18 protein-coding genes are annotated in these 13,134 nt (G+C 45.5%); 3 read left to right on the plus strand and 15 right to left on the minus strand.

Features of this window, described 5'->3' with window-relative positions; genetic code table 11:
- Positions 1 to 49: 49 nt before the first annotated feature.
- The 9 genes from MHB72_RS19845 to MHB72_RS19885 form a co-directional block, all read right to left on the minus strand.
- The gene (locus MHB72_RS19845) at positions 50 to 715 is read right to left on the minus strand and encodes a transaldolase family protein (RefSeq protein ID WP_216919384.1); all 666 of its coding nucleotides are present in this window, start codon (positions 713 to 715) and stop codon (positions 50 to 52) included.
- A gap of 20 nt (positions 716 to 735) precedes the next feature.
- Entirely contained in the window at positions 736 to 1,521 is a 786-nt protein-coding gene (srlD, locus tag MHB72_RS19850; protein ID WP_020453198.1) for a sorbitol-6-phosphate dehydrogenase, read from the minus strand.
- Positions 1,522 to 1,535: 14 nt separating this feature from the next.
- The gene (locus MHB72_RS19855; RefSeq protein ID WP_020453199.1) at positions 1,536 to 1,907 is read right to left on the minus strand and encodes a PTS glucitol/sorbitol transporter subunit IIA; all 372 of its coding nucleotides are present in this window, start codon (positions 1,905 to 1,907) and stop codon (positions 1,536 to 1,538) included.
- A 23-nt stretch (positions 1,908 to 1,930) separates the two neighbouring features.
- Positions 1,931 to 2,938: a PTS glucitol/sorbitol transporter subunit IIB gene (gene srlE, locus MHB72_RS19860; protein ID WP_020453200.1), complete on the minus strand. Its 1,008-nt coding sequence runs from the start codon at positions 2,936 to 2,938 to the stop codon at positions 1,931 to 1,933.
- 16 nt (positions 2,939 to 2,954) lie between these two features.
- Positions 2,955 to 3,503: a PTS glucitol/sorbitol transporter subunit IIC gene (gene srlA / locus MHB72_RS19865; RefSeq protein ID WP_020453201.1), complete on the minus strand. Its 549-nt coding sequence runs from the start codon at positions 3,501 to 3,503 to the stop codon at positions 2,955 to 2,957.
- Positions 3,500 to 3,943 carry a transcriptional regulator GutM gene (locus tag MHB72_RS19870; protein ID WP_020453202.1) on the minus strand — a complete coding sequence of 148 codons (444 nt, stop codon included), beginning with the start codon at positions 3,941 to 3,943 and terminating at the stop codon, positions 3,500 to 3,502. The genes srlA and MHB72_RS19870 overlap by 4 nt, the downstream gene beginning before the upstream one ends.
- Positions 3,940 to 4,902 carry a sugar-binding transcriptional regulator gene (locus tag MHB72_RS19875; RefSeq protein WP_020453203.1) on the minus strand — a complete coding sequence of 321 codons (963 nt, stop codon included), beginning with the start codon at positions 4,900 to 4,902 and terminating at the stop codon, positions 3,940 to 3,942. The genes MHB72_RS19870 and MHB72_RS19875 overlap by 4 nt, the downstream gene beginning before the upstream one ends.
- Positions 4,903 to 5,121: 219 nt before the next feature.
- Positions 5,122 to 5,469 carry a single-stranded DNA-binding protein gene (gene ssb / locus MHB72_RS19880; RefSeq protein ID WP_216919382.1) on the minus strand — a complete coding sequence of 116 codons (348 nt, stop codon included), beginning with the start codon at positions 5,467 to 5,469 and terminating at the stop codon, positions 5,122 to 5,124.
- A gap of 104 nt (positions 5,470 to 5,573) precedes the next feature.
- Positions 5,574 to 5,945 (minus strand): hypothetical protein, encoded by a 372-nt coding sequence (locus MHB72_RS19885; protein WP_023857133.1) that lies wholly within the window; start codon positions 5,943 to 5,945, stop codon positions 5,574 to 5,576.
- Positions 5,946 to 6,126: 181 nt separating this feature from the next.
- Between MHB72_RS19885 and MHB72_RS19890 the strand changes: the two genes are divergently transcribed.
- Positions 6,127 to 6,540, plus strand: a complete 414-nt coding sequence (locus MHB72_RS19890; RefSeq protein ID WP_020453206.1) for a YwpF-like family protein — start codon at positions 6,127 to 6,129, stop codon at positions 6,538 to 6,540.
- A 39-nt stretch (positions 6,541 to 6,579) separates the two neighbouring features.
- On the opposite strand, the gene mscL is transcribed toward MHB72_RS19890, so the two are convergent.
- From mscL to spoIIID, 6 genes are all read right to left on the minus strand, one after another.
- Positions 6,580 to 6,960, minus strand: a complete 381-nt coding sequence (mscL, locus tag MHB72_RS19895; protein ID WP_023857132.1) for a large conductance mechanosensitive channel protein MscL — start codon at positions 6,958 to 6,960, stop codon at positions 6,580 to 6,582.
- 70 nt (positions 6,961 to 7,030) lie between these two features.
- Positions 7,031 to 7,465 (minus strand): 3-hydroxyacyl-ACP dehydratase FabZ, encoded by a 435-nt coding sequence (gene fabZ / locus MHB72_RS19900; protein ID WP_003185902.1) that lies wholly within the window; start codon positions 7,463 to 7,465, stop codon positions 7,031 to 7,033.
- A 181-nt stretch (positions 7,466 to 7,646) separates the two neighbouring features.
- Positions 7,647 to 8,474 carry a flagellar hook-basal body protein gene (locus MHB72_RS19905; RefSeq protein ID WP_216919379.1) on the minus strand — a complete coding sequence of 276 codons (828 nt, stop codon included), beginning with the start codon at positions 8,472 to 8,474 and terminating at the stop codon, positions 7,647 to 7,649.
- Positions 8,475 to 8,517: 43 nt separating this feature from the next.
- Positions 8,518 to 9,357 carry a flagellar hook-basal body protein gene (locus MHB72_RS19910; RefSeq protein WP_095291470.1) on the minus strand — a complete coding sequence of 280 codons (840 nt, stop codon included), beginning with the start codon at positions 9,355 to 9,357 and terminating at the stop codon, positions 8,518 to 8,520.
- Positions 9,358 to 9,563: 206 nt separating this feature from the next.
- Positions 9,564 to 10,565 (minus strand): cell shape-determining protein Mbl, encoded by a 1,002-nt coding sequence (mbl, locus tag MHB72_RS19915; protein WP_003185909.1) that lies wholly within the window; start codon positions 10,563 to 10,565, stop codon positions 9,564 to 9,566.
- Positions 10,566 to 10,750: 185 nt separating this feature from the next.
- Entirely contained in the window at positions 10,751 to 11,026 is a 276-nt protein-coding gene (gene spoIIID / locus MHB72_RS19920; protein ID WP_003185911.1) for a sporulation transcriptional regulator SpoIIID, read from the minus strand.
- 336 nt (positions 11,027 to 11,362) lie between these two features.
- On the opposite strand from spoIIID, the gene MHB72_RS19925 reads away from it, so the two are divergent.
- Positions 11,363 to 11,791, plus strand: a complete 429-nt coding sequence (locus MHB72_RS19925) for a MarR family winged helix-turn-helix transcriptional regulator (protein ID WP_216919377.1) — start codon at positions 11,363 to 11,365, stop codon at positions 11,789 to 11,791.
- A 3-nt stretch (positions 11,792 to 11,794) separates the two neighbouring features.
- Positions 11,795 to 12,988 carry an MFS transporter gene (locus MHB72_RS19930; RefSeq protein WP_216919375.1) on the plus strand — a complete coding sequence of 398 codons (1,194 nt, stop codon included), beginning with the start codon at positions 11,795 to 11,797 and terminating at the stop codon, positions 12,986 to 12,988.
- Positions 12,989 to 13,134: the final 146 nt, after the last annotated feature.

Raw genomic sequence — 13,134 nt, forward strand, 5'->3', positions numbered from 1 at the left:
AAGTAAAAATAAAGCCTGAGTCCGGTTTCCCGATCCTCAGGCTCGCATGCTAAAATGAAAATGATCCATATTGAGAGTGCCAAATTTCACGAAACGCATGGATATCACGGTCTACAGCCGGATGATCAGCCAAATGGCTTAAAAGCTCAGGGCTGATTGTCGCCTCGTGGCTCCCCGCTTCCATGACGGCAAGAATTTGACGGTTATGTTTAAAGCTTGCCGCAAGCACTTTGCAATTTAAACGGTATGTGTTAAATAAGTCGACAATTGTTTTGACAACGCCCGCCCCATGACCATACTCTTGATCAATACGATTGACATACGGCGCGACATAGGAGGCGCCGGCTTTTGCGGCCAGAACAGCCTGTGCAGCGGTATAAACCGTTGTCCCGGTGGTCTGGATGTTTTCAGCCGCGAGCTCTCTGATCGCGTAAAGTCCTTGAGCCGTCACCGGAATCTTCACCGACACGTTTTCATTCAGCCAGTTATAGAGCGCCTTCGCCTGATCGGCTATATCCCGCCAATGGTCGGCGATCACTTGGGCATGGAGAGGCAGATGCTCGGGAAGGAGCCGCCGAATATCTTGAATCTGCTGTTTAAAGGGCTGCTTTTCCCTTGCGATCAGCGCCGGGTTTGTCGTGACGCCGCCAGCGGGAAATGAATCCAGCAATCTTTCAATCTCCGGTATATGCGCTGAATCAATCAGCATGTTCATCATCGCTTCCCCCTCGTGTTTTAATGCATGACCTGCCCTCCGGTTACATTAATCGACTGACCCGTCATATAGGATGCTTGATCAGAAGCGTAAAATAAGATGGCATTGGCGATGTCATCATACGTACAGCCCCGTCCGAGCGGCACTTTTTCGGTGTACACGCGCTCTACTTCGCTCTCTGGAATGCCGAGCTTTTTCGCGTATTGCGGAATCAAGCTTTGGAACATCGGCGATTTCAACAAATTTCCCGGCATAATGCTGTTCACGCGAATGTTGTGTTCGGCAAGATCGAGCGCGAGGCTTTGAGTGAGACCGACACCTCCAAATTTGGAAGCTGAATAAGCTGTATTATGTTTGCTGCCGACCTTTCCCGATTTGGAGTTAATTTGAATGATTGACCCGCTTCCTTGCTCAATCATGACCTTCGACGTTTCCCTCGCGCAAAGAAAATACCCGGTCAAATTGACTTCGATGGTCCGTTCCCAGTCTTCAAGCTCAAAATCTGTGATCTTATTGCTTTTGGCGATTCCCGCACTGTACACCATCACATCGATTTTATTGAATTCCTCCGTGATCCTGCCGATCATTTTTTCCACATCGGCTTCTTTTGTAAAATCTGCTTGAATCCACAGCGATTTGACCCCGTATTGACCGGCTGCATGTTCAGCCGTCCTTTCGGCGTTCTCGCCGTTGATGTCTGCGACCGCGATGTTATATCCCGCCTCTGCCATGCGGTAGGACAGCGCTTCTCCGAGACTTTGGCCGCCGCCGCATATCAATGCCACTTTTCCTTTATTCATCTCCATATTGCACCCGCTCCTTATGAGAATCTTTTAACTTGAATACAGTCTCCTGCTGAAACCTCCGGCAGTTGTTCCTTTCGTTCAAGGTACAGCGTTCCCGGCAGCTCGGCTGAAGCCGATCCGTCAAATTTCAGCGTAATATGCCCGAGATTCGCCAGGTTCTGGCGAACGGCTCCCCCAACGGCTGTGATTTTGTAGGACTCGCCGCCCAGTATTAGCTTATCGCCTTCATTGAAGTCGCCTTCTACAGGCTTTATATCAATTGATAAACAATAATCTTTCAATTCATCCGGAGCGCCTTCGCCGAATAATATAAGCATCTTTTCATCTGAAAATGCCGTTGCTTGATCTCCGATTCTGTTTATTTTTGTTTCATACAGCATGACCATAATTCTCCCTCCTTAAGAAAACCTCAGCTGTCATACATGCCAAAGCTGGCCAGCCAAGCAATGAAAACGGTTGGCGCCCCAGTCAAAAAACGCGAATACAGCACCGACGGCACCCCGACTTCAACCGTTTCGACTTCCGCTTCCGCAAGACCCAGGCCGACCGGAACAAAGTCGGCAGCTGCTTGCGAATTGATCGCAAATAACGCCGGCAGCGCCAAATTCGGCGGAATGTTTCCTTTGCCGATCTCAACGCCGATCAGCGAACCGACAACTTGTGCAATCACCGCCCCGGGTCCAAGAAACGGGGAAAGCAGCGGAAATGAACAAACAAGCGAGATTAATAGCAATCCGGGCAGTGACCCTGCAAATGGTGATAAATATTTGGCAAAAATGTCTCCGATGCCTGACTCTTTAATGATGCCGATCAATAGAGCCACAAAAGCCATGAACGGAAGAATTGTTTTGATAACGGTTTCAATCGCTTCCCGTCCAGCTTGATAAAACGTGCTGACGACCGATCCCATGGCCATCCCGATTGTCGCCATCATCCCTTTCGGCGACTGCTGTTCACTAATTTTTTTCTCTGTGCTATAATGGTTTTGTTTATTTTGCATTTGTTTTTCTTCTGGAATATTAGACTGTTCAGGCTCCTCCACAGCTCCCAGCAGTTTAATATTCTCTTTTTTTACTCCGGAAACATATATATCTTCTGTAATATGGGCGGCAAGCGGCCCGCTTTTTCCGGTCGCCATCACATTGATCGTCGGAATTCGCTTTTGCGGGTAAAGTCCGCAGCGCAGCGTCCCTCCGCAGTCGATGATCACAGCGGCCATTTCGTTTTCGGGTACTGTCGTTTTAAAGCCGTCGACCAGGGTGCACCCCGTCAGCTCAGCTAAATGATCCGCAAAATCGGGTTTGTTTCCGCCGGTGACGTACACGATTTTATTTCTCTCTTCATCAGGCGTGATCACCAGAGGCCCGCCAAACCCTCCCGGCCCTTTTGAAACTTCAACCGAACGATAGGAACTCATCTGTAAACCGCCTTTCTTATTTTAGATCAATCGAATCTTTCAAGGCAATGCCCTGCTGTTTCGCGACATAAGCCGTTGTCATATCCGTTACCCAGCCCCTGAGAAAGTTTGTTACAATCCCGACCAGAAGATAGCGGAGAGCGAGCTCGGTCGTTTCATGCCCCAGCGTCGTAATTCCTGCGGAAATCCCGAGGAAAACAAACAGCTCGCCCGGATTCACGTGCGGGAAAAGTCCGTTATGCGTGTGACAAGAATAGGATGCAGCCGCATAATAGCTCGGTTTGTATTTTTCAGGCAAGAACCTGCCAAGCGACAGCGTCATTGGATTTGCAAGCATGAACGTACCAATGACAGGCAAAACCATGTATCTCGTTAATGGATTTTTTCCCGACTTCCTCGCGAGCGCTTCGACGCGCTTTTCTCCTATCAGGCGTATCAGGGCATTCATGGCGACAAGAAGCATAATCAATAAAGGAACGATGTCTGTAAGCATACTGACAAACACTTCTCCGCCATGTCTGAATAAGTCCATAAACTTCTCCGCAAGCCATGTTACGTTTTTCATAATTCACCTCTTTTTTTGATTTGAAAGCTCATCAGTTTTTGAAGCCGCGTTTTCTTCTGCGGGACATCACCCCCTTTCGTGATGATGTCGAATGTTTTCAAGGCATCTTCAATTGCGAGCCGTGTGAGGCGGTCGTGCCGGACAAGCTCCGCTTGTCCGATCTTCAACAAATACTTTCCTTCAAACCCTTTTAAAGGCTTGATTCTTGAAAAGACAGTGACACCTTGCATTTTTGACGCCTTCAAAATTTTATTGCGCTTGTCAATGACAAACAGGACGACCGTTCCGGCTCTGAATAAGCCGGTCTTCCTTCCGACCGCGACTCTTCCCATACATCTGTATGCGGCGAATGTTCGGTTGAAATGCCTGATTTGCAAAAAACCAAAAATACTTTGGAGAAGCCATGCAGCTCCAAGGGCGATGATAAAGTAAATGATCATAATTGGTTTCTTACCTCCTCGGCAATTTCTCTGGCTGTTTCGGCAGTTGTCACCAAAATATTAATATAACGGCCTTTTGCAGCCCCGATAATAGAAGGGACTTTTTCATGGGATTCAGCAAGACCGATGGAATACTCCAAATTCTTTAACCTCTTGATGTCTATCGCGATCGTTCTGTCATGAATCTCTGTTTCTACCAACGCTCCCGACCGATCAAAGAAACGCGAGCATATATCTCCGACCGCCTGCTTTTCTTCAAGGCGCTCGATATCCTGATCGCCGTAAAATCCGGTCCAGATCATATTTGAAGAACTAAGCGGCGCTCCGATCCCGACGGCTGCCACGGTAAGGCCGTTCCACAGACTTTCTATTTTTTTAAAATAGTGGGACTTGACGATTTCCTCTTTCGTTTCTTTTTTTTCGACAACGGCTGCCGCGTCTATAAAGTAAGGCGTTCCTCCAAAGTCACCGGCAATGCTGTATACGATGCTGTTCACGTGATATTTCGTATCCATGGCGCCCGGACCGCCGACAAGCGGCACAAATGAAGCGCTCCGTTTTTTTACGCCGTGAAACTCCCCGATCATTCCCGCCATCGTCGTCCCCCATGCAAAGCCTACCGTATCTCCGTCTTTCACGACGCGTTTTAAGATTTCGGCACCGGCTTTGCCGACGAGTTTCTTCTTGTCTTCAGATGTTTGTTCCGGTTTTGCGTCGCATATGTACACTTCTTTAAGCCCAAGCAGCTGTTCGAGCTCCCGTTCCAAATCGTAGTGTGTCCCGACATGGTCATCGATCGTGATTTTAACGATTCCTTCCTCGCGCGCTTTTTTCAGCATACGTCCGACAGTTGTTCTGTATATCCCTGTTGCGTTTGCAATCTGGCTCTGTGTCATATCCTCTTCGTAGTACATTTTGCAGACTTTGATCAGAAGGCGTTTATCATCCTTTATTTCCATAAGATCACCCTTCTTTTGCACATTTGTGCAAGCATTTGTCATTTGTCGTTGTATTCGCTTACATTATACATACGGAATTTTTGGGCGTCAATTTAAATTTGTCTATTTTTTGTCTAAAATAAAAAAACCGGTCATTAAAAACCGGTCATAAGGGGGATAAAATTGGGGATAGTAATTGATTTTTTTTAAGAAAGGCGTTTGCAGAAGGAATTTTACGGTTTAAGCTTCCGACGGCTCATGGGCTTTTCGGCTTTCTCCCAAAAATCTGACTGATCGGGCGACAACTTCTGTAATAAAGACGCGTTCACCTTCTGAATTGACGTATTGGCGAGTCTGGATTCTTCCGCTCAGCCCGATGATGGAGCCTTTTTCACAATATTCGGCTGTATTCACGGCAGTTTTGCGCCACAGGGTGCAATTGACAAAGTCCGCTTCAATTTCGCCTGCTGCATTTTTGAAAGGCCTGCTGACAGCCAGCGTCACATTTGCAACAGGTACACCGTCAGATGTGTGCCGAAGTTCGGGATCTTTTGTCAAACGCCCGACCAGCATGATCTCATTAAACATTTCGTCCCTCCCTTCCTGTTCGGGTATCCCCAGTTTATAAGAGATCGGTATTTAAGGAAAATCATCATAAAAGAAAAATAACCCGGAAAAAACCCGGGTTCGCGTCATAATTTTTGTTTCTTTCTGCCATTAATTAAAAAAATCATCTCATTGTTATTTGAGAAATACGTATTTTTCAGAAACTGAAAAAAAACAGGAGATGCCAGCCACCGCTCTGAGTATACGCGGACATATGAGCCCCCGTCCCAAGCATACAAACGGAATGACAACTCTTTCTGTTTAATCGTTACTTGAAATTCGTATATTTCCATTCTGTCTTTTGTTTCATAGCGAAACACGATGCCTTCATTGGCATACGTGCTGATCTCGTGCTTTTTATTCCCGGCTGAAAAGCAAATCATAGGCATATATTGACGGCAGTCAGCAGCTGGATTGCTTGCGATCACAAATACTTCTTTTAAGAAAAAATGGTTCATAAGTCACCTCCTGCTCAATATCACCTAAAGTATAAATAAAAATAAAGCATTATAAAATACTTTTTGCAAAATTTAAAATACGAATATGCTCCTATTGCATAAACAAACCAGGGTCAAGAGTTCTTCCAAGCGAATGTGCTATAATGGTTATACAACTATGGAAGCTTGTGAGGTGATACTAGTGAAAACCTTTAGGCTTATTGATTTAAAAATTGTCCGCCAGGATGAAACTTCAAAGCGGCTCGAGGAGTTCCCGCTGATCGACGGCCTTATCATTAATAAAGAAGACGGAGAAAACCACTGGATGGTTGAGGGGCTGGTTTCGAAAGAATACCGGTATTTTTTCGAATACCTCCTTCAGGAAGGCAAAGAAGTGAAAACATATGTAACGATCACGAAAAAAAGCAACCGCCCCGCACAGCTGTTAGCGAAGGTCAAAAAGATCACGGTACTAGGCGAGCATGTTTCCGTCTTATTGGACGGCAAAATGGTCAGCTCAAAGCTGAGGAAAGGCTCCGACAAGATCTTGGAAGATTTAATGAAAGAAGGATATTCCGGAGACCGGCTTCTTGAAGCATTTAAACAAAATATATAGAAAAGGCTGTCTTCGCCGGACAGCCTTTTCGCTATAGCTCTAAGAGCGTTTCGTCTGCTCTTTTAACAAATCCCGTATTTCCTTAAGCAATTCTTCCTGCGGATCAGGAGCAGCTTTTTCTTCTTCGGCATCCTTCTTCTTCAGCTTAGAGATATAACGGATAAATAGAAAAATGGAAAACGAAATAATAAAGAAATTGACGATCGACTGAATGAACAGCCCGTATTTAATGTCGGCATCAACAAATGTGAACGACAGCGCTGAAAAATCCAGGCCTCCTAGCAGAAGACCGAGGAGCGGCATCATTAAATCATTGACAAGCGAAGTCACGATTTTTCCAAAGGCGCCTCCTATGATAACCCCGATTGCAAGATCGATTACATTTCCACGAATCGCAAAGCTTTTAAATTCTTTCCACATGAATGATCACCTTTTCTCTTTTATGATAAAAAAACAAAATGGGCTTTTACGGAAACCCATTCTGTTTGCGTTATTCCTGTTTTTCGCCAAGAGAAAACATCAATTCGGCTTCACACACCACTTCTCCATCCACTTTCGCGACTCCTTTTCCTTTGCCGATGGAACCGCGGAAACGAAGCACTTCAAGCTCAAGATGGAGCTGATCGCCCGGTTTGACCTGCTTTTTGAAGCGGCAGCTGTCGATTCCCGCAAAAAACGCGAGCCTTCCGCGGTTTTCTTCCTTCATCAAAAGCGCCACGGCACCCACTTGCGCAAGCGCTTCAACAATCAAAACGCCAGGCATCACCGGATAATCCGGAAAGTGTCCGTTAAAGAATTCTTCATTTACTGTCACATTTTTATAACCCGCTGCCCGTTTTCCTTCCTCTACTTCTGTCACACGGTCTACCAGCAGAAAGGGATAGCGGTGGGGAATGATTTCTTTAATTTGCTGAGCATCAAGCATTGCCTTGACATCTCCTTTTTCGAAAAATATGTATAGAATGATATGTCAGTGCCTTATTCTGTACATCTGGAAGTATATTATGAAACGGAATCTTTTTCAACAAAAGATGAAAGACAACGCTGAAAATGAAAATAAAAAGAGCCTGAACCAAACGTCGTTTGGCCGGCTCCTATTTGCTTTGCTAGCGAACTGAATTGATCAGCCCCATCATTTGATCGCCCATCGTGATGGCGCGGGAATTCATTTGATAAGACCGCTGCGAAGAGATCAGGTCGGTCATTTCCTTCGATACATCGACATTTGATGATTCGAGGAATCCCTGTTTTAGAGAAATGTCCTGCCGCCCGGCTCCGTTCAGATTGATGAGAGCCGTTGCTCTCAATTCATCGCTGACAGAAAAAAGATTGCTTCCTTCTTCCGTAAGAGCCTGAGGTTTGACAGCCCGAACGATTCCCAAGTTAAAACGCAATGGCGCTTCACCTTTATTGTCTGACGAAACGGTGACACTTCCCGAATCGTCAACTTTGATGTGTTTATAACGCTGGTTGAAACGGATGGGATTTCCGTTTTCGTCAAGAACAGCATGCCCTTCTTTCGTCACCAGCTGCATCTGGTTGGCGTTGCCAGCCGCAGGCGTCAGGTAAAATGCTCCGTCTCTTGTATATTGCACTTCCCCGTCGACATTGACCTGGAAGTACTGATAAGGAGAAGTCAGTGCGATATCAAGATCGCGGCCAGTTTCTTTAAGGCTTCCCTGTTTATGTGTCAGCCGGTCGGTCATCACGGCTCCGACGCCGAGCCGAAGTCCGGGCGGCGTCTTTCTGCTTGCCGCTACTTCATTATTTTTCTCGTTTACCTGTTCAATCTGCTGCCTGATCAGCTCCGAAAAGCTCGTGTTTTTCGCCTTATATCCCGTTGTATCGGTATTTGCAAGATTATGGCTGATATTATCAATTTGTTTTTGCAGTTCAAACATTGTGTTTGAAGCCGTGATCATGGATCTAAGCATCGTTTTTCCACATCCTCCATTTACGCTGATCGCGATCGGTCATTTATCCGATCCTTCCAATCTCATTGGCCGCCTTTTCCATGCTTTTATCATAAGCTTGAAGAACTTTTTGGTTGGCTTCAAACGAGCGGTAGGCAGCGGTCATTTCCGTATAAGCTCTCGTCACGTCGACATTCGACCGTTCCGTCATCCCCTGCTTGACAGAATAAGCGACTGCGGGATTGCCGACTGCGCTTGGCAGCGCCTCACCGTTTTCAGTACGATATAGATCATCGCCTTCTCTTGCTAAATTTCTCGTATCGAGCGCGATTCTGACATCGATCCTTCCAAGGTTTTGGCCGTTTTCAGTCACCGTTCCGTCCTCAGCGACTTGAAAATTCTCGCTTCCCACCGTAATCGGCTGGTTTTCCGTTGAAAGGACGAGTCGGCCGTTTATTGTCAATTGATTATTTTCATTTAAAGAAAAACGGCTGCTTCTTGAATAGCGTACATCCCCATTTTCAAGCCGAACCGCGTAGAAAAGCGCTGCTTTATCGTTTGTTTCCCCGTTGACCGGAACTTCGGTTTCGCTGATTGCAATATCCGTCGGCTCATTCGTGCTTTGCAGATCCCCTTGCGAGAATTGAGGCTTCAGTTCCTGCATGTAAACTCCTGTATTGATAGAACCGATCGGCGTCTGTGTTGAAAACGAACGCGAAGCGCTGCCGGCCTTGACAGAATCGGATTCAATCCGGCTCAAAAGCATTTCCGGGAAAGAACGGATTGACCCTTGGTCTTCTTTATATCCCGGCGTATTTGCGTTCGCGATATTATTCGTCAGCATCTCTGTACGGCGCTGCTGGGTGATCATTGCTGAAGTCGCTGTATAAAGTCCTTTTAACATCATTTCACCTCAAATAAGTGTCATGCTCCAGAGTTTCTCATCGAAAAACCTCTTTTGCGAAAGGCTTGCAATTTATATTTGCTAATACAGAACATTTGTTCTATAATGGTATTCAAACATACTACTCTTTTTATCGGCAGCCATTCACTTCCTTTAAAGCATTTCACATAAAAAACCTCATTCTAAAAAAAGAATGAGGTTTCTGATCAGCTCAGTTTGCGCTTAGGAAGCTTGTCCATGTTATCAAGCATGACACCCGTACCAACTGCCACACAATCCATCGGATTTTCGGCAACGAGAACCGGCACTTTCAGTTCTTCGGCAAGAAGCTGGTCAAGACCGTTTAACAACGCGCCGCCTCCTGTAATGATAACGCCTCTGTCGATAATATCGGCTGACAGCTCAGGCGGCGTTCTTTCGAGCACCTGCTTGGCAGCCTGTACAATGACAGATACAGATTCGCGCAGCGCTTCTTCCACCTCTTTGCTCGTTACCGTAATGGTTCTCGGCAATCCTGTGACCATATCGCGGCCGCGGATGGAAATTTCCTCGTGACGTGCGTCTGGGAAAACAGTTGCGACTTTAATCTTAATGTCTTCGGCTGTCCGTTCGCCTATGAGCAGCTTGTACTCACGTTTGATGTAGTTCAAGATTTCAAGATCAAACTTGTCCCCAGCCATTTTAATAGAAGAGGCGGTGACAATATCGCCCATTGAGATGACTGCGATATCTGTCGTTCCACCGCCGATATCAACTACCATGTTTCCGCTTGGCTGGAAAATATCCATTCCCGCTCCGATTGCGGCCACCTTAGGTTCTTCCTCCAAATACACATGCTTTCCGCCGCTTTTCTCGGCAGCTTCTCTGATAGCCTTCTGCTCCACAGAAGTAATATTTGTAGGGCAGCAAATCAGCATGCGCGGCTTTGAAAAAAGACCTTTCACATTCAGCTTGTTAATGAAATGCTTCAGCATGGCTTCCGTTACTTCAAAATCGGCAATGACGCCGTCTTTTAATGGACGTATCGCAACAATATTCCCAGGTGTACGTCCTACCATTCTCCTTGCTTCTTCACCGACAGCGAGCACTTTCCCATTGTTTTTGTCAAGAGCAACGACTGATGGTTCATTTAAGACAATACCTTTTCCTTTGACATGGATCAGCACATTCGCTGTACCAAGGTCAATACCAATATCCCTTGCAAACATCTATCTATATCCTCCTCGAAATCTGTTTCACAGCAATGTCCACATTCTGCCCTAATTATATATTTTATCATAAATATTAGAAAAAAAAGAGAGCTTATTAAAGTTCTTCATAAAATTTTTGTGGCTTTTTACGGAGGATACCGGGAAATTCTGATAAACGCTGCTCGTTTCTGAGCCATTATTCCTTATTGCACGGGTTCTCTTTCAAAGATTTCCTCTTTCTTATATTTTAGTTTTGTCGCTTCTCCGCCCCGCAAATGTCTGATTGATTTATGATAATCAAGAATTTCTTTTACTTCATTGGCCAGGTCAGGATTAATTTCAGGCAGCCTTTCTGTCAAATCCTTGTGAACGGTACTTTTGGAAACACCAAACTCCTTCGCTATCACACGAACTGTTTTTTTCGTCTCCACGATGTACTTCCCTATCTTGATTGTTCGCTCTTTGATGTAATCGTGCACACCACTCGACCTCCCTAAAATGGATGTGAGAAGTGTGAAATGAGATCCGTCTTGTGAAAAAATTCGCTATTTGCGCAGCTTCTTCGTTTTATGCTTTTCCAAGTAGAATTTTGAAATACTCCCACGATCCCTCACCTCAAACACTCTCTTTGTTAGGTTTGTATCAGTGTATTAGCATTCAAATGGGATTATGCTAAAAACTCAAGGAGGACAAGGGGTTTCTCTGATAATTTTATTTCGGGTTTCAAAAATTTTAACTTTACACTAATCTTGGCTTCCGGTAAAATGAATAAAGTTTATTATTTACCTAGGTAACTATTTTGAAGGAGTCCGGGAATGGAACATATCAATCGAAAGATTATTCACCAGCTCAATCAAAGCACGCGGATGGTTGCTAAAAAAACGAATGAACAGCTCGAAGCATACGGCCTTTACGGTTCACAGTGGTCGATCCTATACTGTCTTCACACCTGCGGACCGATGACGCAAAAAGACATTTGGACTTACTTGCACGTTGAGGCGCCGACTGTGACGAGAACCGTCAGCCGCCTCGAAAAAAACGGCTGGGTAAAACGGATACAGGGCGATGACAAACGGGAAAAAGTCGTCAAAATGACAGAAGAAGCCAAAATTAAATATGATGACATTCAATTAAAAATGCAAGAATTTGAAGAGGAAATGCTTTCCGTATTTGAAGAACGGGATAAAAAAACATTTCAAAGGCTGTTAAATCAATTATTAGAAGGACATCAGGAGGAGTTGTAGCCTATGAAGCAAGCTGAACCCATTTGGACCAGGGATTTTATCATGGTCGTTTTGATTAATTTATTTATATTCGTCTATTTTTACGCACTGTTGACCGTGCTTCCGGTTTATGCAATGCAGGAGCTCGGCGGTTCCGAGTCAGAGGGCGGCCTTTTGATCAGCGGCTTTATGCTGTCCGCGATTTTTGCGAGGCCGTTTTCGGGAGCCGTTATTGAACGTTTTGGCAAAAAAAGAATGGCGCTCATCAGTGTCGTGCTGTTTACTTTGGCATCATTTCTTTATATCTATATTCACGATATCTACCTGCTGCTTGGCATTCGCTTTTTCCAAGGCATTTGGTTCAGCATCATCACGACAGTGACGAGTGCAATTGCAGCCGATTTAATTCCGCCGGCCCGCCGCGGGGAAGGTTTGGGCTACTTTGCCATGTCGATGAATTTGGCGGTGGTCATCGGTCCGTTTATCGCGTTGAACCTGCTGGATAAAATGAGTTTTTCCGATCTGTTTATTTTATTTTCAGGAATCGTCACTGTGGCCATCCTTTGCACGGCACTGGTCCGGATTCCTATAGGAAGCGACATCCGTTCGGCTGTGTTCAGGTTGTCTTTTTCCAACATGTTTGAAAAGGGCGCGATTCGGATTGCCACGGTCGGATTGTTCGTGTCGTTTTGTTATTCAAGCGTCATTTCCTTCATCTCTGTTTATGCAAAATCTCTCGGCCTTATTGAAGCAAGCAGCTATTTCTTTATGGTGTTCGCAGTGACAATGATGATCACGCGGCCGTTTACGGGAAAACTGTATGATAAAGTCGGCCCCGGAGTCGTCATTTATCCGTCCATTATCATTTTTTGCGCCGGGCTTTTCCTGCTTGCTTTCACAAACAGCAGCGGGATGCTCTTGCTATCCGGAGCTGTCATCGGCATGGGCTACGGATCTATCACGCCGTGCCTTCAGACCTTGGCGATTCAAGCTTCGCCGCCTCACCGGAGCGGCTATGCAACGGCGACTTATTTTACGCTGTTTGATACCGGGATCGCAGTCGGATCCTATGTTTTCGGGTTGGTTGTGGCACAAGCCGGTTTTTCAAACATCTATTTATTCTCAGGCGTTTTTGTGCTCATCAATCTGTTTCTGTATACATGGAGCCAAAAACCCGCACTCGCAAAGGAAAAGCGGGATATATCAATGGCTGAATAAGCCGTTCAACCTCGCCGGGCCGGGATTACCCGGCTTTTTTCATGCCGGCTGATACAGTCTGATCTGTCATTTAATGAAACTTTTGCAAAATCAAATACGTCTCCTAACTGTCTGACCAAAAACTACTACTCTATTAAAAAGGTGAT

This window comes from Bacillus sp. FSL K6-1284 (assembly GCF_038002625.1).
Classification (GTDB): Bacteria; Bacillota; Bacilli; order Bacillales; family Bacillaceae; genus Bacillus; species Bacillus paralicheniformis.

Excerpts from the sequence above, each read along its gene's own strand:
- srlD (WP_020453198.1), bottom strand. The coding sequence starts at position 1,521 with ATGGAGATGAATAAAGGAAAAGTGGCATTGATATGCGGCGGCGGCCAA.
- srlE (WP_020453200.1), bottom strand. The coding sequence starts at position 2,938 with ATGAGTTCCTATCGTTCGGTTGAAGTTTCAAAAGGGCCGGGAGGGTTT.
- srlA (WP_020453201.1), bottom strand. The coding sequence starts at position 3,503 with ATGAAAAACGTAACATGGCTTGCGGAGAAGTTTATGGACTTATTCAGA.
- MHB72_RS19905 (WP_216919379.1), bottom strand. The coding sequence starts at position 8,474 with ATGCTTAGATCCATGATCACGGCTTCAAACACAATGTTTGAACTGCAA.
- MHB72_RS19910 (WP_095291470.1), bottom strand. The coding sequence starts at position 9,357 with ATGTTAAAAGGACTTTATACAGCGACTTCAGCAATGATCACCCAGCAG.
- MHB72_RS19925 (WP_216919377.1), top strand. The coding sequence starts at position 11,363 with ATGGAACATATCAATCGAAAGATTATTCACCAGCTCAATCAAAGCACG.
- mbl (WP_003185909.1), bottom strand. The coding sequence starts at position 10,565 with ATGTTTGCAAGGGATATTGGTATTGACCTTGGTACAGCGAATGTGCTG.
- MHB72_RS19885 (WP_023857133.1), bottom strand. The coding sequence starts at position 5,945 with ATGAACCATTTTTTCTTAAAAGAAGTATTTGTGATCGCAAGCAATCCA.
- ssb (WP_216919382.1), bottom strand. The coding sequence starts at position 5,469 with ATGTTTAATGAGATCATGCTGGTCGGGCGTTTGACAAAAGATCCCGAA.
- MHB72_RS19870 (WP_020453202.1), bottom strand. The coding sequence starts at position 3,943 with ATGATCATTTACTTTATCATCGCCCTTGGAGCTGCATGGCTTCTCCAA.
- fabZ (WP_003185902.1), bottom strand. The coding sequence starts at position 7,465 with ATGCTTGATGCTCAGCAAATTAAAGAAATCATTCCCCACCGCTATCCC.
- MHB72_RS19845 (WP_216919384.1), bottom strand. The coding sequence starts at position 715 with ATGAACATGCTGATTGATTCAGCGCATATACCGGAGATTGAAAGATTG.
- MHB72_RS19875 (WP_020453203.1), bottom strand. The coding sequence starts at position 4,902 with ATGGAAATAAAGGATGATAAACGCCTTCTGATCAAAGTCTGCAAAATG.
- mscL (WP_023857132.1), bottom strand. The coding sequence starts at position 6,960 with ATGTGGAAAGAATTTAAAAGCTTTGCGATTCGTGGAAATGTAATCGAT.
- MHB72_RS19930 (WP_216919375.1), top strand. The coding sequence starts at position 11,795 with ATGAAGCAAGCTGAACCCATTTGGACCAGGGATTTTATCATGGTCGTT.
- MHB72_RS19855 (WP_020453199.1), bottom strand. The coding sequence starts at position 1,907 with ATGGTCATGCTGTATGAAACAAAAATAAACAGAATCGGAGATCAAGCA.